General features: G+C 54.1%; 17 protein-coding genes and 1 riboswitch. Of the genes, 7 read left to right on the top strand and 10 right to left on the bottom strand.

Features of this window, described 5'->3' with window-relative positions; all coding sequences use genetic code 11:
- Positions 1 to 15: 15 nt before the first annotated feature.
- Entirely contained in the window at positions 16 to 783 is a 768-nt protein-coding gene (gene nudC, locus ACUTQ5_RS21765; RefSeq protein ID WP_445652941.1) for an NAD(+) diphosphatase, read from the bottom strand.
- Between the two features lie 99 nt (positions 784 to 882).
- On the opposite strand from nudC, the gene rsd reads away from it, so the two are divergent.
- From rsd to thiH, 7 genes are all read left to right on the top strand, one after another.
- Complete coding sequence (gene rsd / locus ACUTQ5_RS21760; protein WP_445652940.1) at positions 883 to 1,386, top strand: sigma D regulator; 504 nt, start codon at positions 883 to 885, stop codon at positions 1,384 to 1,386.
- A 39-nt stretch (positions 1,387 to 1,425) separates the two neighbouring features.
- A riboswitch (TPP riboswitch) is annotated at positions 1,426 to 1,550 on the top strand.
- 115 nt (positions 1,551 to 1,665) lie between these two features.
- Entirely contained in the window at positions 1,666 to 3,609 is a 1,944-nt protein-coding gene (gene thiC, locus ACUTQ5_RS21755; RefSeq protein WP_445652939.1) for a phosphomethylpyrimidine synthase ThiC, read from the top strand.
- Complete coding sequence (thiE, locus tag ACUTQ5_RS21750; protein ID WP_445652938.1) at positions 3,602 to 4,240, top strand: thiamine phosphate synthase; 639 nt, start codon at positions 3,602 to 3,604, stop codon at positions 4,238 to 4,240. The genes thiC and thiE overlap by 8 nt, the downstream gene beginning before the upstream one ends.
- Before the next feature lie 4 nt (positions 4,241 to 4,244).
- Positions 4,245 to 4,994, top strand: coding sequence for a HesA/MoeB/ThiF family protein (locus tag ACUTQ5_RS21745; RefSeq protein ID WP_445652937.1), 750 nt, complete (start codon positions 4,245 to 4,247; stop codon positions 4,992 to 4,994).
- The gene (thiS, locus tag ACUTQ5_RS21740) at positions 4,991 to 5,191 is read left to right on the top strand and encodes a sulfur carrier protein ThiS (RefSeq protein WP_445652936.1); all 201 of its coding nucleotides are present in this window, start codon (positions 4,991 to 4,993) and stop codon (positions 5,189 to 5,191) included. The genes ACUTQ5_RS21745 and thiS overlap by 4 nt, the downstream gene beginning before the upstream one ends.
- Position 5,192: 1 nt before the next feature.
- Positions 5,193 to 5,972, top strand: coding sequence for a thiazole synthase (locus ACUTQ5_RS21735; RefSeq protein ID WP_445652935.1), 780 nt, complete (start codon positions 5,193 to 5,195; stop codon positions 5,970 to 5,972).
- Positions 5,972 to 7,105, top strand: coding sequence for a 2-iminoacetate synthase ThiH (thiH, locus tag ACUTQ5_RS21730; protein WP_445652934.1), 1,134 nt, complete (start codon positions 5,972 to 5,974; stop codon positions 7,103 to 7,105). The genes ACUTQ5_RS21735 and thiH overlap by 1 nt, the downstream gene beginning before the upstream one ends.
- Positions 7,106 to 7,425: 320 nt before the next feature.
- Here the strand turns inward: thiH and rpoC are convergent, their stop codons facing one another.
- From rpoC to ACUTQ5_RS21685, 9 genes are all read right to left on the bottom strand, one after another.
- The gene (gene rpoC / locus ACUTQ5_RS21725; RefSeq protein ID WP_445652933.1) at positions 7,426 to 11,652 is read right to left on the bottom strand and encodes a DNA-directed RNA polymerase subunit beta'; all 4,227 of its coding nucleotides are present in this window, start codon (positions 11,650 to 11,652) and stop codon (positions 7,426 to 7,428) included.
- Between the two features lie 118 nt (positions 11,653 to 11,770).
- Entirely contained in the window at positions 11,771 to 15,799 is a 4,029-nt protein-coding gene (rpoB, locus tag ACUTQ5_RS21720; protein ID WP_445652932.1) for a DNA-directed RNA polymerase subunit beta, read from the bottom strand.
- Positions 15,800 to 16,132: 333 nt separating this feature from the next.
- A complete protein-coding gene (gene rplL, locus ACUTQ5_RS21715; RefSeq protein ID WP_012004743.1) occupies positions 16,133 to 16,498 on the bottom strand; it encodes a 50S ribosomal protein L7/L12 in 366 nt (121 codons plus the stop codon).
- A 62-nt stretch (positions 16,499 to 16,560) separates the two neighbouring features.
- The gene (rplJ, locus tag ACUTQ5_RS21710; protein ID WP_004953935.1) at positions 16,561 to 17,058 is read right to left on the bottom strand and encodes a 50S ribosomal protein L10; all 498 of its coding nucleotides are present in this window, start codon (positions 17,056 to 17,058) and stop codon (positions 16,561 to 16,563) included.
- 329 nt (positions 17,059 to 17,387) lie between these two features.
- On the bottom strand, positions 17,388 to 18,092 hold the full coding sequence (rplA, locus tag ACUTQ5_RS21705; RefSeq protein ID WP_445652931.1) for a 50S ribosomal protein L1: 705 nt from the start codon (positions 18,090 to 18,092) through the stop codon (positions 17,388 to 17,390).
- A 3-nt stretch (positions 18,093 to 18,095) separates the two neighbouring features.
- The gene (gene rplK / locus ACUTQ5_RS21700) at positions 18,096 to 18,524 is read right to left on the bottom strand and encodes a 50S ribosomal protein L11 (protein WP_006323135.1); all 429 of its coding nucleotides are present in this window, start codon (positions 18,522 to 18,524) and stop codon (positions 18,096 to 18,098) included.
- A gap of 158 nt (positions 18,525 to 18,682) precedes the next feature.
- Positions 18,683 to 19,228, bottom strand: a complete 546-nt coding sequence (gene nusG, locus ACUTQ5_RS21695; RefSeq protein ID WP_012004741.1) for a transcription termination/antitermination protein NusG — start codon at positions 19,226 to 19,228, stop codon at positions 18,683 to 18,685.
- Between the two features lies 1 nt (position 19,229).
- Complete coding sequence (gene secE, locus ACUTQ5_RS21690) at positions 19,230 to 19,613, bottom strand: preprotein translocase subunit SecE (protein ID WP_012004740.1); 384 nt, start codon at positions 19,611 to 19,613, stop codon at positions 19,230 to 19,232.
- Between the two features lie 257 nt (positions 19,614 to 19,870).
- On the bottom strand, positions 19,871 to 20,153 hold a 283-nt coding region (locus ACUTQ5_RS21685), incomplete at its 5' end, for an EF-Tu C-terminal domain-related protein (protein WP_445652930.1).

Raw genomic sequence — 20,153 nt, 5'->3', positions numbered from 1 at the left:
CGGTATTGTAGCGATTTATTGCTCACGGCATAAGGCTACGGTGTCCTCTATCAGGCGACGCGCTACCGTGCCGGGCGGCGGTAATAGCGGCAACCGATCGTAGCGGTACCAACCGGCGTTAAGCAGCTCTTTCGGATCGTGGCGGATCTCGCCGCGGTGGTAATCGGCCATAAAGGCCATCATCAACGAGTGCGGGAACGGCCAGGGCTGTGAGGTGACATAACGCAGGTTTTTGATTTCAATATTACTTTCCTCCATTACCTCACGTGCGGCCGCCTGCTCCAACGTTTCGCCAACCTCGACAAAGCCGGCCAGTACGGTATGAATACCGCCGCGATGGCGCACATGTTGCGCCAGCAGGATCTCATCGTCCCGTCGAATGGCAACGATCACGCAGGGGGCGATTTGCGGGTAGTAGCGCTCCCGGCAGTTGCCGCACAGGCAGGCACTTTCGGTGCGGCTGAGATGCATTTCATGGCCGCAGTAACCGCAATAGCGATGGGAACGGTAAAACTCGGCCAATTGTACGCCCCGTCCGGCAAGCTGGAACAGCCCGCGATCGAGTTCTAACAGTTGGCGTACCGATCCCATCTCCTGTGGCATTACATGGCGCACCAGCCAGACCGGCAACCCTTCCCATTCACCAATACTACGGGCCATTCTTCCCTGCAGGGAAAATGACGCGGCCAAACCGCACGGTAATTCACCGTTCGGTAACCAAAGTTTGCTTTCATGGCTGACGATCCACCAGCCATTTTCATTACCCGTTAATGCAAGTTCCATATCGTTGTTGCACAACCTCAGCTTCACTGGCACTCTACAAACCGGCCTTGTTACATTTTAATAACTTACTGTTACGTTTTATTACTTACGGAGTCAAACATGCTCAACCGTTTGGAAAGCCTGACTCAGCGCGTTGGTGGTAGTAATGAATTAGTAGATCAATGGCTTCAGGCACGCAAGCAGTTGCTGGTCGCCTATTGTGCCCTGGTGGGCATTAAACCTAACAAAGAAAAGCATACGCCGCTGAATGAAAAAGCGCTGGAGAACTTTTGCCATAATCTGGTGGATTACCTCTCCGCCGGCCATTTTCATATCTATGACAGAATAATCAAACAAGTGGAAGGCGCATCCAGTCCGAAAATGTCTCTGGCGGTCAACATCTATCCCAAGCTGTGGACCAATACCGAGCAGATTATGGCTTTCCACGATCGCTATACCGATGCGGATATCGATCAGGACTTGTGTCTGGAATTACATCAGGCGTTGTCCGACATCGGTGAAACGCTGGCGGCTCGTTTTACCCTTGAAGACAGGCTGATCCAACTGGCGGCTGAAACCTGGCAGCAGGCTGAACCGGACAAGACGCTGGATCCGGCCCGTTAAAATTTTGTAGTCTTTTTTATTATCCCTCCTATACTGGAGGGCATCTTGTCGGAGTGCCTAGCGCCTGATTTGTTCATCAAATTGGCCAGGCTGAGACCGTTAATTCGGGATCCGCGGAACCTGATCGGGTTAATACCCGCGAAGGGAACAAGAGTAATCTATCGCCACAGGCAGGTGACCCCGATTTGGGATACTCCCGCCTTGCTGGCCAGCATCATTACTCCCTCCGAGCTCCAGACAAGCAATTTTCCCAACTCATCACACTGGTAGGAATTTGCTATGTCTAGCGTTAAAAAACCCCGCGCTCGTAAAGAGCAACGCGAAGAAGCCCAGCAGTTTATCAACACCCTGCAAGGCGTTTCCTTCCCCAACTCACGCCGTATCTATCTGCAGGGTTCACGAAGTGACCTGCAGGTGCCAATGCGTGAAATTCAGCTCAGCCCGACGCTGATCGGTGGCGATAAGGACAACCCAAAGTACGAGCCAAACGAAGCCATTCCGGTGTACGACACTGCCGGCCCTTACGGTGACCCTCAATCCGAACTCAATGTGCATACCGGCCTGGCCAAGCTACGCGCCGGCTGGATCAAAGAACGTGGCGATACCGAGGTCCTCAAGGGTGTCAGTTCAGGTTTCACCCAGCAGCGCCTGGCCGATGAAGGTCTGGATCACCTGCGCTTTGAACATCTGCCGTTGCCACGCAAGGCACAACCGGGTAAATGCGTAACCCAGTTACACTACGCGCGTGCCGGCACCGTCACTCCGGAAATGGAATTTATCGCCATCCGCGAAAATATGGGCCGCGAACGCATCCGTGGCGAGGTATTACGCCACCAGCATCCTGGCCAAAGCTGGGGGGCCAACCTGCCGGAGAACATCACGCCGGAATTCGTCCGCCAGGAAGTCGCCGCCGGGCGCGCCATCATCCCCGCTAATATCAACCACCCGGAATCCGAACCGATGATTATCGGCCGCAACTTCCTGGTGAAGGTTAATGCCAACATCGGCAACTCGGCGGTGACTTCTTCGATCGAGGAAGAAGTCGAGAAACTGGTGTGGTCCACCCGCTGGGGCGCAGATACCGTGATGGATCTTTCCACCGGTCGCTATATCCACGAAACCCGCGAATGGATCCTGCGCAACAGCCCAGTGCCGATTGGCACGGTGCCTATTTATCAGGCGCTGGAAAAGGTCAACGGCGTGGCGGAAAACCTCACCTGGGAAATGTTCCGCGATACGCTGCTGGAGCAGGCGGAGCAAGGGGTTGACTACTTCACCATTCACGCCGGTGTGCTGCTGCGTTACGTGCCGATGACCGCCAAACGCCTGACTGGCATCGTCTCCCGCGGCGGTTCGATCATGGCCAAATGGTGCCTGTCGCATCATCAGGAAAACTTCCTGTACCAGCACTTCCGCGAAATTTGTGAAATCTGCGCCGCCTATGACGTATCGCTGTCGCTGGGTGACGGCCTGCGCCCCGGCTCGATTCAGGACGCCAACGACGAAGCGCAGTTCGCCGAGCTGCACACGCTGGGCGAACTGACAAAAATAGCCTGGGAGTATGACGTGCAGGTGATGATCGAGGGCCCTGGCCACGTGCCGATGCAGATGATCCGCCGCAACATGACCGAAGAGTTGGAACACTGCCACGAAGCGCCGTTCTACACCTTGGGCCCGCTGACTACCGATATCGCACCTGGTTATGACCACTTCACCTCCGGCATAGGGGCCGCGATGATCGGCTGGTTCGGCTGCGCCATGCTGTGTTACGTCACGCCGAAGGAACACCTTGGGTTGCCGAACAAAGAGGACGTCAAACAGGGGCTGATCACCTACAAAATTGCCGCCCACGCCGCCGATCTGGCCAAGGGACACCCTGGCGCACAGATCCGCGATAACGCCATGTCCAAGGCTCGCTTCGAATTCCGCTGGGAAGACCAGTTCAACCTGGCGCTCGATCCCGCCACCGCTCGCGCTTATCACGACGAAACCCTGCCGCAAGAGTCCGGCAAAATCGCCCACTTCTGCTCTATGTGCGGGCCAAAATTCTGCTCGATGAAAATCTCTCAGGAAGTTCGCGACTATGCCGCCGTGCAGGAAGCGGCCAAACCGATAGAAGTGCAGCTAACCGGCATGGAAAAGATGTCAGCCGAGTTCCGCTCACGCGGCAGCGAGCTGTACCACAGCGCCGGCAACCTGCAAGAGGTACTGAGCAATGACTGATATCACCACTCCCTTCCCCGCCACCCCTCACAAGTTGGGGTTATACCCGGTGGTCGACAGCGTTGAATGGATTGCCCGTTTGCTGGAGGCGGGCGTGACCACGATCCAGCTGCGCATCAAGGATCTGCCGGATGAACAGGTCGAGGACGACATTGCCGCCGCCATTGCTCTCGGCAAGCGCTACCACGCCCGGCTGTTTATTAATGACTACTGGCGATTGGCGATTAAACACGGTGCCTATGGCGTACATCTCGGCCAGGAGGATTTGGACACTACCGATCTGGCCGCCATTCACCGTGCCGGGCTGCGTTTAGGGGTTTCTACTCATGACGATAGCGAACTGGCCCGCGCCATTGCGGTGAAACCTTCCTATATCGCGCTGGGGCATATTTTTCCGACGCAAACCAAAGATATGCCTTCTGCCCCACAGGGTCTGGTGGAGCTAAAGCGCCATGTCGCCGGGTTGAGTGACTATCCAACAGTGGCGATCGGCGGGATCAGTATCGATCGCGTGGCGGCAGTGTTGGATTGTGGCGTCGGTAGCGTCGCCGTGGTCAGCGCCATTACCCAGGCGCCGGACTGGCGCACAGCGACCGCACAACTGCTGCAACTGATTGAAGGCAAGGAGTGATGCCATGCTGAACGATCAAGAATTCCTGCGCTACAGCCGCCAGTTGCTGCTGGAAGACATGGGCCCCGAAGGCCAGGAGAAGCTAAAACAGTCAACGGCGCTGATCGTCGGGCTGGGGGGTTTAGGCTCCCCCGCCTCGCTTTATCTGGCCGCCGCTGGTGTCGGCACCCTGCTGCTGGCCGATGACGATAGTCTTCACGTCACCAATTTGCAGCGTCAGATCCTCTATCGCAGCAGTGACGTTTCCCAAAGCAAAGCCGCTCTGGCAAAGCACCAGCTACAGGCGCTGAACCCAATGGTCGAATCCATTGCGCTGGAACAGCGTCTGCAGGGGGAAGTGTTACAGCGCGCCGTACAACGCGCCGATTTAATTTTGGACTGTAGCGATAACATGGAAACCCGCCATGCGGTGAACGCCGCCTGCATTCAGGCTGGGAAACCGCTGATCAGCGGCAGCGCTGTGGGTTTCAGCGGTCAGCTGCTGGTGATAGAACCGCCCTATACCCACGGCTGCTATGCCTGCCTGTATCCGGAGCAAACTGAACCCCAGCGCAACTGCCGTACCGCTGGAGTACTCGGCCCCGTAGTCGGCGTCATTGGCACCCTGCAAGCGCTGGAGGCGATAAAAATGCTGGCGGGAATGCCTTCATCACTCAGCGGCAAGCTGCGGTTGTTCGATGGTAAACAACAAAGCTGGAGCACCTTGCAACTCAGTCAGGCCAGCACCTGCCCGGTATGCGGAGGCGCAGCATGAAAATTCGGCTTAATGACCAGCCGCTGGAACTGGCGCAGCCCATCAGCATCAGCGCCCTGCTCCAGCAACTGGAACGCCATCAGCCGGGCACCGCGCTGGCTATCAACCAAATCATCATCCCGCGCGCCGACTGGGCTAACCACCTGGTGCAAGACGGCGATGACATCCTGCTGTTTCAAGCGATCGCCGGAGGCTGACATGCTACAAATCGCCGATATCACTTTTACTTCACGCCTATTTACCGGCACCGGTAAATTCGCTACCCCAGCGCTGATGCTGGAGGCATTACAGGTCTCCGGCTCGCAGTTAGTCACCATGGCAATGAAGCGTGTTGACCTGCGTGGCGGTAATGACGCTATTCTGGCGCCGCTGCAACAACTGGGCGTACGCCTGTTGCCGAATACTTCCGGTGCCAAGACCGCTGCAGAAGCGGTGTTCGCCGCCCGGTTGGCTCGCGAGGCGCTTGGCACCCACTGGGTGAAACTGGAAATCCATCCCGATGTGAAATACCTGCTGCCGGACCCGATCGAAACCCTGAAGGCGGCGGAAATATTGGTGAAGGAAGGTTTTGTGGTGCTGCCTTATTGCGGTGCCGATCCGGTGTTGTGTAAACGGCTGGAGGAAGCAGGCTGTGCCGCGGTGATGCCGCTGGGCGCACCTATTGGCTCCAACCGTGGGCTGCGCACACGCGACTTCCTGGAGATCATTATCGAACAGGCCAAAGTGCCGGTGGTGGTCGACGCCGGCATCGGGGCGCCCAGCCATGCGCTGGAAGCCATGGAACTGGGTGCCGATGCCGTGTTGGTGAATACCGCCATCGCAGTAGCACGCGACCCGGTGCAGATGGCACGGGCTTTTCGCCTGGCACTGGAGGCTGGCGAGCTGGCACGTCAGGCGGGATTGGGGAGCAGTCAGCGTAATGCGGTAGCCTCCAGCCCGTTGACCGCTTTTCTCCGCCAGACAGGGGAGGCAATGTGATGACTGATGATTTCAGTAGCCGCTGGCAACAGTTGGATTGGGACGATATCTCGCTGCGTATTAACAGTAAAACGGCGCGTGATGTCGAGCATGCGCTGAATGCGGAAAAACTGACGCGTGAAGAGTTTATGGCGCTGATCTCCCCCGCCGCCGCATCCTACCTGGAGCCACTGGCACAGCGTGCACAGCAGATGACGCGTCAACGTTTTGGCAATGTGGTCAGCTTCTACGTGCCGCTGTACCTGTCCAACCTGTGCGCCAACGACTGCACCTACTGCGGCTTTTCGATGAGCAATCGCATCAAGCGTAAAACCCTGGATGCTGTCGAGATCGAACGCGAGTGTCTGGCGATTAAGGCGCTGGGTTTTGAGCATTTGCTGTTGGTCACCGGTGAACACCAGACCAAGGTTGGTATGGGCTATTTCCGCCAGCATATTCCCGCGATCCGCCGCCATTTCAGTTCGCTGATGATGGAGGTACAACCGCTGGAGCAGCAAGAGTACGCCGAGTTGAAAGCGCTGGGATTGGATGGCGTGCTGGTGTATCAGGAAACCTATCACCCAGCGACCTACCAGCAGCATCATCTGCGCGGCCAGAAACAGGACTTTCACTGGCGGCTGGCCACACCGGATCGCCTGGGCCGCGCCGGGATCGACAAGATCGGCCTTGGTGCCCTAATCGGGCTTTCCAACAGCTGGCGTACCGACTGCTATATGTTGGCAGAACACCTGTTCTACCTGCAGCAGACTTACTGGCAGAGCCGCTACTCGCTCTCATTCCCGCGCCTGCGCCCTTGTGCTGGAGGTATCGAACCGGCGTCGATCATGAGTGAAGCACAATTGGTGCAGCTAATCTGTGCCTTCCGGTTGTTCGCCCCCGACGTAGAGCTGTCTTTGTCGACACGTGAGTCGCCTTTCTTCCGCGATCATATGATCCCGGTGGCGATCAACAGCGTCAGTGCCGGATCCAAAACCCAACCTGGCGGATATGCCGACGATGTGCCACCGGAGCTGGAACAGTTTGAACCGCACGATGGCCGTACCCCGCAACAGGTGGCGCAAGCCATCAGCAACGCTGGTTTACAGCCGGTCTGGAAAGACTGGGACGGCTACCTGGGGCGCAGCCCGCAGTAATCTGCAAACCTTGCAACGCCGTTGAAAAAACGAGGGAAGCGTTGCGCAGAAGCTATCGACATCGCTGGCGGGGCAAATCAGCCCCGCTATAGTGGCGATGCTGGCTGCCAAAACCGGTGCCAGCCGGAACCGTCACCTTCCAGGCGGTTTCGCCTTACCCTCTCCCGGATCACGTCGGATTACCCTCCCGCGTGATTCCGGGACCTCAGAACCTGTAGCTCCTCACCCAGCCGGTTCACATGCAAAAAAAAACCGCCCCCGAAGGAGCGGTTTATCTGGTCAGGGCCTGGCAATGCCAGACCCCAAGGCGCATTCAACGATTAATCGTTGTTGCCGCCACCCAGGTTGCCAGCATTGAGCAATTCAGCCAGGTTAGCCGTTGCTTCTTCCGCGCTCACCTGCGGAACAACTGGCGTTTCACCCTGTGCTTTACGGCGCATGCGGTCCTGATGATAAGCGTAACCGGTACCGGCTGGGATCAGACGGCCCACGATGACGTTCTCTTTCAGACCGCGCAGTTCATCACGCTTACCGGCAACAGCCGCTTCGGTCAGAACGCGCGTCGTTTCCTGGAACGATGCTGCAGAGATGAAGGACTCGGTCGCCAAGGAAGCCTTGGTGATACCCAGCAGATCGCGTGAGAAGGTTGCCTCGATCTTACCTTCAGCAGCAAGCTGACGGTTGGCAATCTTAACGCGAGACACTTCGGCCTGCTCGCCTTCCAGGAACTCGGTGCCACCAGCGCTAACGATGGTGCCTTTACGCAGCATCTGACGAACGATAACTTCAATGTGTTTATCGTTAATCTTAACACCTTGCAGACGGTAAACTTCCTGCACTTCGTTGGTGATGTAGCGAGTAACCGCATGCACACCACGCAGACGCAGAATGTCGTGTGGAGATTCTGGGCCGTCAGAAACGACGTCACCACGTTCCACAACTTCACCTTCGAACACGTTGAGCTGACGCCATTTTGGAATCATCTCTTCGTACGCATCGCTGCCGTCCAGTGGGGAGATTACCAGGCGACGTTTGCCTTTGGTCTCTTTACCAAACGAGATAATCCCGCTGATTTCAGCCAGGATTGCCGGCTCTTTCGGACGACGTGCTTCGAACAGATCCGCAACGCGTGGCAGACCACCGGTAATATCCTTGGTACCGCCGGATTCCTGAGGAATACGCGCCAGGGTATCACCCGCACCGATCTGAATGCCGTCTTCCAGCTGTACAATCGCTTTACCTGGCAGGAAGTATTGAGCAGGCATATCAGTACCTGGGATCAAGACGTCGTCGCCTTTGGCATCAACGATTTTCAGTGCCGGACGCAGGTCTTTACCGCTACCGGTACGCTCTGCGCTATCCAGTACTACCAGAGAAGACAAACCGGTCAGTTCGTCGGTCTGGCGGGTAATGGTCTGGCCGTCAACCATATCAGCGAAGCGGATGAAACCACTCACTTCGGTGATAACTGGCATGGTGTGCGGATCCCAGTTAGCCACGGTTTCGCCGCCGTTAACTTCCATACCGTCGCCTTTGCCCATCACGGAACCGTAAGGCACTTTGTAGCGTTCTTTAGTACGGCCGAATTCGTCGATCAGCTTCAGTTCGGTGTTACGAGAGGTAATCACCAGCTTGCCTGTTGCGTTCATTACGAACTTCACATTGCTCAGCTTCAGAGTACCCTTGTTTTTCACCTGGATGCTGGATTCAGCAGCCGCACGAGATGCCGCACCACCGATGTGGAACGTACGCATCGTCAGCTGTGTACCCGGCTCACCGATTGACTGTGCCGCGATTACGCCGATAGCTTCGCCTTTGTTGATGATGTGACCACGTGCCAGGTCGCGGCCATAGCAGTTTGCACACACACCAAAGTCGGTTTCACAACTAACGACGGAACGGACTTTAACGCTGTCGACAGAGTTCTCTTCCAACAGGTCACAAGTCTTCTCGTGCAGCAGGGTGTTACGTGGCACCAGGATATCAGCCGTACCCGGCTTGATGATATCTTCTGCTGTCACACGACCCAGAACACGTTCGCGCAGTGGCTCTTTAACGTCACCACCTTCGATAACCGGAGTCATCATGATGCCGTTGTGAGTACCACAGTCGTCCTCGGTAACCACCAGATCCTGCGCTACGTCAACCAGACGACGGGTCAGATAACCGGAGTTAGCCGTTTTCAGTGCGGTATCCGCCAGACCTTTACGAGCACCGTGCGTGGAGATGAAGTACTGGAGTACGTTCAGACCTTCACGGAAGTTCGCAGTGATTGGCGTTTCAATGATGGAACCATCCGGCTTGGCCATCAGGCCACGCATACCGGCCAGCTGACGAATCTGTGCTGCAGAACCACGCGCACCGGAGTCGGCCATCATAAAGATACTGTTGAAGGAAACCTGCTGTTCAACAACACCGTCACGGTTGACGACGTCTTCAACAGACAAGTTTTCCATCATTGCCTTGGCAACACGTTCGTTCGCTGCGGCCCAGATATCGATCACTTTGTTGTAGCGTTCGCCGGCGGTAACCAAACCAGACTGGAACTGCTCCTGGATTTCGGCAACTTCGGTTTCTGCTTCTTCGATGATCTCTGCTTTCTTGGCAGGGATTACCATGTCATCGATACCTACTGACGCGCCTGAACGGGCTGCGTAAGCAAAACCGGTGTACATGATCTGGTCAGCAAAGATAACGGTCGGCTTCAGGCCCAGGATGCGGTAACAGGTGTTCAGCATCTTGGAGATAGCTTTCTTGCCCAAAGGCTGGTTAACGATCGCATACGGCAGACCTTTCGGTACGATCATCCACAGGATGGCGCGACCAATGGTAGTGTCGACGATCGAAGTCTGGTGTACAGACTCGCCTTCGGTGTTTTTGATCTCTTCGGTGATACGCACTTTGACACGCGCATGCAGAGAAGCCAGACCGGCGCGGTAAATACGCTCCGCTTCTTTCGGGCCACTCAACACCATGCCTTCGCCTTTGGCGTTAACACAGTCACGGGTCATGTAATACAGACCCAATACAACGTCCTGAGAAGGAACGATGATTGGCTCGCCGTTCGCTGGTGACAGGATGTTGTTGGTAGACATCATCAGCGCACGCGCTTCCAGCTGAGCTTCAAGCGTCAGTGGAACGTGTACTGCCATCTGGTCACCATCGAAGTCGGCGTTGTATGCCGCACAAACCAACGGGTGCAGCTGGATAGCCTTACCTTCGATCAGAACCGGTTCAAACGCCTGGATACCCAAACGGTGCAGGGTTGGTGCACGGTTCAGCAGTACCGGGTGTTCGCGGATAACTTCGTCCAGGATATCCCAAACGACAGCTTCTTCGCGCTCAACCATTTTCTTGGCGGCTTTGATGGTGGTGGCCAAGCCACGCAGCTCCAGCTTGCCGTAGATGAACGGTTTGAACAGCTCCAGTGCCATTTTCTTAGGCAGACCGCACTGATGCAGACGCAGGTACGGACCTACGGTGATTACAGAACGACCAGAGTAGTCAACACGTTTACCCAACAGGTTCTGACGGAAACGACCCTGCTTACCTTTGATCATATCGGCCAAAGATTTCAGAGGACGCTTGTTGGAACCGGTGATTGCACGACCGCGACGACCGTTATCCAGCAGGGCATCTACCGCTTCTTGCAGCATACGCTTTTCGTTGCGCACGATGATGTCAGGCGCAGCCAGATCCAGCAGGCGTTTCAGACGGTTGTTACGGTTGATCACGCGGCGATACAGATCGTTCAGATCTGAAGTCGCGAAACGCCCCCCATCCAACGGCACCAGCGGACGCAGATCCGGCGGCAGTACCGGCAGCACGGTCAGGATCATCCACTCTGGCTTGTTGCCAGACTGTACGAACGCTTCCAGCAGCTTGATACGCTTGGTCAGCTTCTTACGCTTGGTTTCGGAGTTGGTTTCGTTCAGCTCTTCGCGCAGAGTTTCACACTCTTGCTCCAGATCCATGTTTTTCAACAGGGCCTGAATAGCTTCCGCACCCATCTTGGCGTCGAATTCATCACCGAACTCTTCCAGCGCATCCAGATACTGCTCTTCAGTCAGGATCTGACGACGCTCGAGGTTGGTCATACCGCCTTCGATAACCACATAGGATTCGAAGTACAGTACACGTTCGATGTCACGCAGCGGCATATCCAGCAGTAAACCGATGCGCGAAGGCAGCGATTTCAGGAACCAGATGTGCGCAGTTGGTGAAGCCAGCTCGATGTGCCCCATACGCTCACGGCGTACTTTGGTCTGGGTCACTTCAACGCCGCACTTCTCACAAATCACGCCGCGGTGTTTTAAGCGCTTGTACTTACCACACAGGCACTCATAGTCTTTTACCGGCCCAAAGATACGGGCGCAGAAAAGGCCGTCACGTTCTGGTTTGAACGTACGGTAGTTAATGGTTTCCGGCTTCTTGACTTCGCCGAACGACCACGAACGGATCATGTCTGGCGATGCCAGAGCAATCTTGATCGCGTCAAACTCTTCGGTCTTGGTTTGCGCTTTCAGAAACTTTAATAAGTCTTTCACGGATTGGCTCCTGTCGGAGTTAAACCTGTTGGGCGCACGCTGACAAATCGCGCGCCCGTGTGACCTGAACAACCACCCTCAGGCTCCCTAAGGCCGGGAGCCTGAGCCGGAAAAACGATTACTCGCCTTCCAGTTCGATGTTGATACCGAGCGAGCGGATTTCTTTCAACAGTACGTTGAAGGACTCCGGCATGCCTGGTTCCATGCGGTGATCGCCATCCACGATGTTTTTGTACATCTTGGTACGGCCGTTAACGTCATCCGACTTAACGGTAAGCATTTCCTGCAGGGTATAAGCTGCGCCGTATGCTTCCAGTGCCCACACTTCCATCTCACCGAAGCGTTGACCACCGAACTGCGCCTTACCACCCAGCGGCTGCTGAGTAACCAAGCTGTAAGAACCGGTTGAACGGGCGTGCATTTTATCGTCAACCAAGTGGTTCAGTTTCAGCATGTACATATAGCCAACGGTAACCTGGCGCTCAAATTGCTCACCGGTACGGCCATCGAACAGCGTAATCTGACCCGAGGTTGGGATCCCGCCCATTTCCAGCAGTTGCTTGATTTCACTCTCTTTCGCACCATCAAACACCGGCGTTGCGATTGGCATACCTTTTTTCAGGTTCTCTGCCAGACGCAGTACTTCATCGTCGGTGAAGGTGTTCAGGTCAACTTTCTGGCAGACATCGTCGCCCAGATCGTAAGCCTTCTGAATGAACTCACGCAGCTTGGCCACTTCCCGGTGCTGCTTGAGCATTTGGTTGATCTTCTCACCAATGCCTTTTGCAGCCATACCCAAGTGGGTTTCCAGGATCTGACCGATGTTCATACGTGATGGTACGCCCAGCGGGTTCAGTACGATGTCAACCGGCGTGCCGTTTTCATCGTAAGGCATATCTTCGATCGGGTTGATCTTGGAGATAACACCCTTGTTACCGTGGCGGCCTGCCATCTTGTCACCCGGTTGGATCTGACGCTTAACAGCCAGATAAACCTTAACGATTTTCAGCACGCCTGGTGCCAGATCATCGCCCTGGGTGATTTTACGACGCTTGGCGTCCAGCTTCTTCTCAAAGTCGGATTTCAGTTCGTCGTACTGCTCTGCCAACTGCTCCAGCTGGTTTTGCTTCTCTTCGTCGGTCAGGCCCAGTTCCAGCCAGCGATCGCGTGGCAGCTTGCTCAGCTTTTCAGCTTCAACACCGCCGGCAACCAGCACCGCATGGATACGTGCGAACAGACCAGCTTCCAAGATCTGCAGTTCTTCAGTCAGGTCTTTTTTCGCCTGCTTCAGCTGCATTTCTTCGATTTCGAGCGCACGCTTGTCTTTTTCCACGCCATCGCGGGTGAAGACCTGCACGTCGATAATCGTACCGGAAACGCCGTTTGGTACGCGCAGAGAGGAGTCTTTAACGTCAGACGCCTTCTCACCAAAGATCGCACGCAGCAGCTTCTCTTCTGGCGTCAGCTGGGTTTCACCTTTTGGTGTTACCTTACCAACCAGAATGTCGCCACCGGTCACTTCAGCACCGATATACACGATACCGGACTCATCGAGTTTGGAGAGCGCTGCTTCACCCACGTTAGGGATGTCGGCAGTGATCTCTTCAGGCCCCAACTTGGTGTCGCGAGACACACATGCCAGTTCCTGAATGTGGATGGTAGTGAAGCGATCTTCCTGAACCACACGCTCGGACACCAAGATGGAGTCTTCGAAGTTATAGCCGTTCCATGGCATGAATGCCACGCGCATGTTCTGGCCCAACGCCAGTTCACCCAGGTCTGTGGACGGGCCATCTGCCAGCACGTCGCCGCGCTCGATTGGCTCACCCAGATTCACACACGGCATCTGGTTGATACAGGTGTTCTGGTTAGAACGGGTGTACTTGGTCAGGTTATAAATATCGATACCTGCTTCGCCCGCGAGCATCTCGTCTTCGTTAACTTTGATAACGATACGGGAAGCATCCACGTACTGGATCACACCGCCACGTCGAGCTACGGCAGTAACGCCGGAGTCAACAGCTACAGCACGCTCCATACCGGTACCTACCAGCGGCTTGTCAGCACGCAAGGTTGGAACCGCCTGACGTTGCATGTTCGCACCCATCAATGCACGGTTGGCGTCATCGTGTTCCAGGAATGGAATCAGTGAAGCACCAACGGATACAACCTGCTGGGTTGATACGTCCATATAGTCAACCTGATCGCGGCTGAACAGGCTTGATTCGCCTTTGTTACGACAGGTGACCAAGTCTTCTACGAAGCGGCCTTCATCATCCAGGTTGGAGTTCGCCTGAGCGATAACGAAGTTGCCTTCTTCAATAGCAGACAGATAATTGATTTCATCGGTAACCAGGCCGTCACGCACGCGGCGGTACGGAGTTTCCAGGAAGCCATACTCGTTTGTCTGCGCATACACGGACAAGGAGTTGATCAGACCGATGTTTGGACCTTCCGGCGTTTCGATTGGGCAAACGCGACCGTAGTGAGTCGGGTGTACGTCTCGAACTTCAAAGCCGGCACGTTCACGGGTCAGACCGCCTGGGCCCAATGCAGAGATACGACGTTTGTGCGTAATCTCGGACAACGGGTTGTTCTGGTCCATAAACTGAGACAGCTGGCTGGAGCCGAAGAACTCTTTCACCGCCGCCGAAATTGGCTTGGCGTTGATCATGTCCTGTGGCATCAAGGTGTCCAGATCGCCCAGGGACAGACGTTCTTTAACCGCACGCTCAACACGTACCAGACCTACACGGAACTGGTTCTCGGCCATTTCGCCGACGGAACGGATACGACGGTTGCCCAAGTGGTCGATATCGTCCACTTCGCCTTTACCGTTACGGATACCGATGAGCTTCTTCATCACTTCGATGATGTCGTCTTTGCTCAGGATGCCCGAACCTTCGATCTCGTCGCGCAGCAGAGAACGGTTGAACTTCATACGACCAACCGCAGACAGATCGTAGCGGTCTTCAGAGAAGAACAAGTTCTCAAACAGGTTTTCAGCAGCTTCGCGCGTTGGCGGCTCACCAGGGCGCATCATGCGGTAGATTTCTACCAGTGCGCTCAAACGATCGCTGGTTGGATCGACACGTACAGTCTCAGAGATGTACGCACCGTGATCCAGGTCGTTGGTGAACAGCGTTTCGATACGCTTGTGGCCTGACTGGCTCAGTTTGGCCAGCAAATCCAGCGACAGCTCCATGTTGGCTGCGCAGATCAGCTCACCGGTATTGGTATCGATATAGTCCTTCGCGACCACTTTGCCCGCGATGTACTCAACCGGTACTTCAATACTCTGAATTTCGTCTTTTTCGAGCTGACGGATATGACGAGCGGTGATACGACGGCCTTTTTCAATATAGATCTTGCCGTTGGCTTCGATATCAAACGAAGCAGTCTCACCACGCAGACGTTCTGGAACCAGCTCCATCTGCAGCTTGTTATCACGGATCTCGTAAACTACTTTCGCAAAGAACAGGTCAAGGATCTGCTCAGTGGTGTAGTTCAATGCGCGCAGAATGATGGTCGCAGGCAATTTACGGCGACGGTCAATACGCACAAACAGGTTGTCTTTCGGGTCAAACTCGAAATCCAGCCATGAACCGCGGTAAGGGATGATACGTGCGTTATACAGCACTTTACCCGAAGAGTGGGTTTTACCCTTATCGCTGTCAAAGAATACGCCAGGACTACGGTGAAGCTGAGATACGATAACCCTCTCAGTACCGTTGATCACAAAGGTGCCGTTTTCGGTCATGAGCGGAATTTCGCCCATATAGACTTCTTGTTCCTTGATGTCTTTGACCGTACCTTCCGGAGCTTCACGCTCATAGATGACCAGGCGCAGTTTTACGCGCAGCGGTGCAGAGAACGTCACACCACGGATCTGGCACTCTTTGACGTCGAAGACCGGCTCACCAAGACGGTAGCTAACGTATTGCAGCTCCGAATTGCCACTGTAGCTCTGGATAGGGAAAACAGAACGGAAAGCGGCTTCTAGGCCGTGCTGCCCTTCTGGATCTTGCTCGATAAACTTCTGGAACGAATCAAGCTGGATAGAAAGGAGATATGGTATGTCCAAAACTTGTGGACGCTTACCAAAATCCTTACGAATACGTTTTTTCTCGGTATAGGAGTAAACCATAGGGTTCCTCAGCTCGCTGGAAAGTCGAACCTATTGTCCGTCCGGATATAGGACGGTTCACGCAACACCATTTTGTCGACCGGAAAGCGGGAACACTCTCCGCAATACTCGTTTCTATCACGCTTAAATCATTTCGTTGCGTTGTGCGGCAGATTTTGCTGCGGCAGGGAAGGCAATATATTAAGTCGTCGATAGAAAGAAATATTGGGGTTAGCCAGTAGCCAAACAGTGTGAAACTCTACTGACGCCCTACAGCGCAAAAAGGCTGGTGACCAAAAAGTCACCAGCCATCAGTCTGTTAGTTAAAACAGACTGCACTCAGAAAGCAGTGGCTTATTTAACTTCAACTTCAGCGCCAGCTTCTTCCAGAGCTTTTTTCAGTGCTTCAGCGTCGTCTTTGCTGATGCCTTCTTTCAGTGCTGCTGGTGCAGACTCAACCAGGTCTTTAGCTTCTTTCAGACCCAGGCCAGTTGCGCCACGTACTGCTTTGATTACTGCAACTTTGTTCGCGCCGATACCTTTCAGTACAACGTCGAATTCAGTTTTTTCTTCAACAGCTTCAGCAGCAGCAGCAGGACCTGCAGCTACAGCAGCAGCAGAAACACCGAACTTCTCTTCCATAGCGGCGATCAGTTCAACGATTTCCATTACAGACAGAGCTGCAACGCCTTCGATAATTTGGTCTTTAGTGATAGACATAACAAATGTTCCTAAAATTCAGAAATAGTTTAAATACGTAAGCAACGGATAAGAAAAAGGGCTTATGCCGCTTCTTTCTGATCGCGCAGTGCAGCCAGAGTGCGAACCAATTTGCCGGCAGCGGCTTCTTTCATGGTTGCCATCAGGCGTGCGATTGCTTCATCGTAAGTAGGCAGAGTTGCCAAGCGGTCAATTTGTGCCGCAGGGATCATCTCACCTTCAAAGGCCGCAGCTTTAATCTCGAACTTTGCATTCGCTTTCGCGAAATCTTTGAACAGACGAGCAGCAGCGCCCGGGTGTTCATGAGAAAATGCAATCAAGGTAGGACCGACGAACGTGTCTTTCAGGCATTCGAATGGAGTGCCTTCAACTACGCGACGCATCAGGGTGTTACGAACAACACGCATGTAAACGCCAGCTTCACGACCTGCTTTACGCAGTTCAGTCATTTTATCAACGGTAACGCCACGGGAATCCGCAACAACCGCAGACAGCGCGCCTTTGGCTACTTCGTTGACTTCAGCAACAATCGCTTGTTTGTCTTGAAGATTTAATGCCATTAGCTCTTTGCTCCTGGATTTAGCCGGGGGAAATCCCCAGCACTCACATCACTCAACACCTTGTGATAAATCACGCAGTGAGAGCGTTCAAACACGGTGAGCAGAATCCAGCAAAGACAATTTAAAATTTTCTTTAGGCTCTGTCACCGTCTACGCAGGAAGGATTAAGTACCTTTCGATACACCTGCGGTCTTGGACGGAGGCCTGGATAGGCCAGGCTCCAACCGAAAAATCTTTGTTTCGCTGTGACTATTGCCAATAGCAAAACCTTGGGGCCTAGGATTCTAGACAAATCCCAGCCCCAAGTCAAAGCGATAATCGCAAGGCGATTAGTTCGCTACAGCAGTCAGGCCGCTTTGATCGATAGCAACGCCAGCACCCATGGTGGTGGAGAGGCTAACTTTCTTGATGTACACGCCTTTAGCCTGAGATGGTTTTGCTTTTTTCAGCGCAACCAGCAGAGCTTCCAGGTTTTCTTTCAGCTTGTCTGACTCGAAATCAACCTTACCGATAGTGGTATGGATGATGCCGTTTTTGTCGTTACGATAACGAACCTGACCTGCTTTAGCGTTTTTCACTGCTTCAGCAACGTTCGGAGTAACGGTACCCACTTTCGGGTTTGGCATCAGGCCACGTGGACCCAGGACCTGGCCCAGTTGACCAACAACGCGCATTGCATCCGGAGAAGCAATAACAACGTCGAAGTTCATTTCGCCTTTCTTGATCTGGTCTGCCAGATCTTCCATACCTACCAGCTCTGCGCCAGCAGCTTTAGCTGCTTCAGCGTTAGGGCCCTGGGCAAATACGGCAACGCGAACGGAACGACCGGTGCCGTTTGGCAGAACGGTAGCGCCACGAACGTTTTGGTCAGATTTACGCGCGTCGATGCCGAGGTTAACAGCAACGTCAACGCTTTCTACGAATTTAGCGGTGGCCAGCTCTTTCAGCAGAGCAACAGCTTCGGTGATGTCATACTGTTTAGTAGCATCAACTTTGTCACGGATCACGCGCATGCGCTTGGTCAGCTTAGCCATTTCTTAATCCTCCACTACCAGGCCCATGGAACGAGCAGTACCTTCGATGGAGCGAGTCATCGCTTCAACGTTGGAACCAGTCATGTCCGCAGCTTTGGTTTCTGCGATTTCACGTACCTGAGCACTTGTCACTTTACCTACTTTGTCTTTGTTCGGCTTGCCTGAACCAGACTTGATACCAGCCGCTTTTTTCAGCAGAACTGCTGCTGGCGGGGTTTTGGTAACGAAAGTGAAGGAGCGGTCAGAATAAACAGTAATAACAACCGGAATCGGCAGACCTTTCTCAACGCTGTCAGTCTTAGCATTGAACGCCTTACAGAATTCCATGATGTTAACACCTTGCTGACCCAGAGCTGGACCAACTGGCGGACTTGGGTTCGCCATACCGGCTGCAACTTGCAGCTTAACGTAGGCTTGTACTTTCTTGGCCATTTACAATTCCTCGGTTTGGGTAATAACGCCTCGCAAAAGGCTCCCCGTGTATCACCTCACTCTAAAGAGCAAGGCCTATAAAAACAAAAGGCGCGAAATTGTAGTTCAATTTCGCGCCTCTGACAAGCGGCAAAAGCCACTTATTGCTGATTAATTGATCAGCCTTTCTCAACCTGAGCGAAGTCCAGTTCCACCGGCGTTGCACGGCCAAAGATGGAAACGGAAACTTTCAGGCGACTCTTCTCGTAATCCACTTCTTCAACAACACCGTTGAAGTCAGCAAACGGACCATCGCTAACGCGGACCAATTCACCCGGTTCGAACAGCGTTTTCGGACGCGGCTTATCACCAACCTGCTGCAGGCGGTTCATAATCGCATCAACTTCTTTGTCGCTGATCGGAGCCGGACGGTCAGAAGTCCCGCCGATGAAACCCATTACGCGTGGAACGCTGCGTACCAAGTGCCAGCTGGCGTCATTCATTACCATCTGAACCAGTACGTAGCCCGGGAAGAATTTACGTTCGCTTTTGCGACGCTGGCCGCCACGGATTTCAACAACCTCTTCCGTAGGAACCATGACTTCGCCGAACAGTTCTTCCATATCATGCAGTTTGATGTATTCACGCAGCGATTGCGCTACGCGACCTTCAAAACCGGAAAACGCCTGAACGACGTACCACCGTTTTTTTGGAGCTTCAGACATTTTAGAACCTCAGGCCAGTAATAAACGATACCAGACGGACCAGAATACCATCCAGCCCCCACAGAATCAGTGACATCACGGCAGTTACCGCGGCAACGATCAACGTGGTATGTAGCGTTTCCTGACGAGTTGGCCAGATCACTTTGCGTACTTCAGTACGCGCTTCGCGTGCAAACGCAACGGTGGCTTTGCCTTTGGTCGTCATCAGCGCCACAGCGCCTGCAACAGCGATAACCACTACAACGGCCAGCGCGCGTAATGGCAGGCTGAAATCACGGTAGAAATAGTTACCAACAATCGCTACAACCAACAGAACAGCGACGATCAGCCATTTAGCCGTTTCCAGGCCGCGCCCGCTCCCTTGAGCCTCGGTATTCGCACTCATAAACCAACCTGTCACAATGAATTCAGAACAGACAACTTTGCCTCGCACTGCAAGGCAAACCAAACCGATCAGGTGCTGCTCGGCAGCATCTCGGTGTTTTACGCTATGACGTATTTCAGTCAATACGCTTTAAGAGCCCATCTCACCAATGATTATGACTGCAAAATCGCTGATGAGATAGGTTCTAGTTCACAGCGTAGAAAAAGGGCATCGAATGATGCCCTTTTACCGCGTGTCGCGTCAAACGTTATCAGCGATTAAGCGATAACTTTGGCAACAACACCAGCGCCTACAGTACGGCCGCCTTCACGGATTGCGAAACGCAGACCGTCGTCCATCGCGATTGGGTGGATCAGGGTGACTTTCATGTTCACGTTGTCACCAGGCATTACCATCTCAACGCCTTCTGGCAGTTCGATGGTACCAGTCACGTCAGTTGTACGGAAGTAGAACTGTGGACGGTAGCCTTTGAAGAATGGAGTATGACGACCACCTTCATCTTTGCTCAGGATGTACACTTCTGAATCGAACTGAGTGTGC

This window comes from Serratia sp. NA_112.1 (assembly GCF_052691715.1).
This window is presented reverse-complemented; position numbering and strand designations above follow the sequence as displayed.

Bases quoted from the DNA above. Each gene is read 5' to 3' on its own strand.
- nudC (WP_445652941.1), bottom strand. From the start codon at position 783: ATGGAACTTGCATTAACGGGTAATGAAAATGGCTGGTGGATCGTCAGC.
- rsd (WP_445652940.1), top strand. From the start codon at position 883: ATGCTCAACCGTTTGGAAAGCCTGACTCAGCGCGTTGGTGGTAGTAAT.
- thiC (WP_445652939.1), top strand. From the start codon at position 1,666: ATGTCTAGCGTTAAAAAACCCCGCGCTCGTAAAGAGCAACGCGAAGAA.
- thiE (WP_445652938.1), top strand. From the start codon at position 3,602: ATGACTGATATCACCACTCCCTTCCCCGCCACCCCTCACAAGTTGGGG.
- ACUTQ5_RS21745 (WP_445652937.1), top strand. From the start codon at position 4,245: ATGCTGAACGATCAAGAATTCCTGCGCTACAGCCGCCAGTTGCTGCTG.
- thiS (WP_445652936.1), top strand. From the start codon at position 4,991: ATGAAAATTCGGCTTAATGACCAGCCGCTGGAACTGGCGCAGCCCATC.
- ACUTQ5_RS21735 (WP_445652935.1), top strand. From the start codon at position 5,193: ATGCTACAAATCGCCGATATCACTTTTACTTCACGCCTATTTACCGGC.
- thiH (WP_445652934.1), top strand. From the start codon at position 5,972: ATGACTGATGATTTCAGTAGCCGCTGGCAACAGTTGGATTGGGACGAT.
- rpoB (WP_445652932.1), bottom strand. From the start codon at position 15,799: ATGGTTTACTCCTATACCGAGAAAAAACGTATTCGTAAGGATTTTGGT.
- rplL (WP_012004743.1), bottom strand. From the start codon at position 16,498: ATGTCTATCACTAAAGACCAAATTATCGAAGGCGTTGCAGCTCTGTCT.
- rplJ (WP_004953935.1), bottom strand. From the start codon at position 17,058: ATGGCATTAAATCTTCAAGACAAACAAGCGATTGTTGCTGAAGTCAAC.
- rplA (WP_445652931.1), bottom strand. From the start codon at position 18,092: ATGGCTAAGCTGACCAAGCGCATGCGCGTGATCCGTGACAAAGTTGAT.
- rplK (WP_006323135.1), bottom strand. From the start codon at position 18,524: ATGGCCAAGAAAGTACAAGCCTACGTTAAGCTGCAAGTTGCAGCCGGT.
- nusG (WP_012004741.1), bottom strand. From the start codon at position 19,228: ATGTCTGAAGCTCCAAAAAAACGGTGGTACGTCGTTCAGGCGTTTTCC.
- secE (WP_012004740.1), bottom strand. From the start codon at position 19,613: ATGAGTGCGAATACCGAGGCTCAAGGGAGCGGGCGCGGCCTGGAAACG.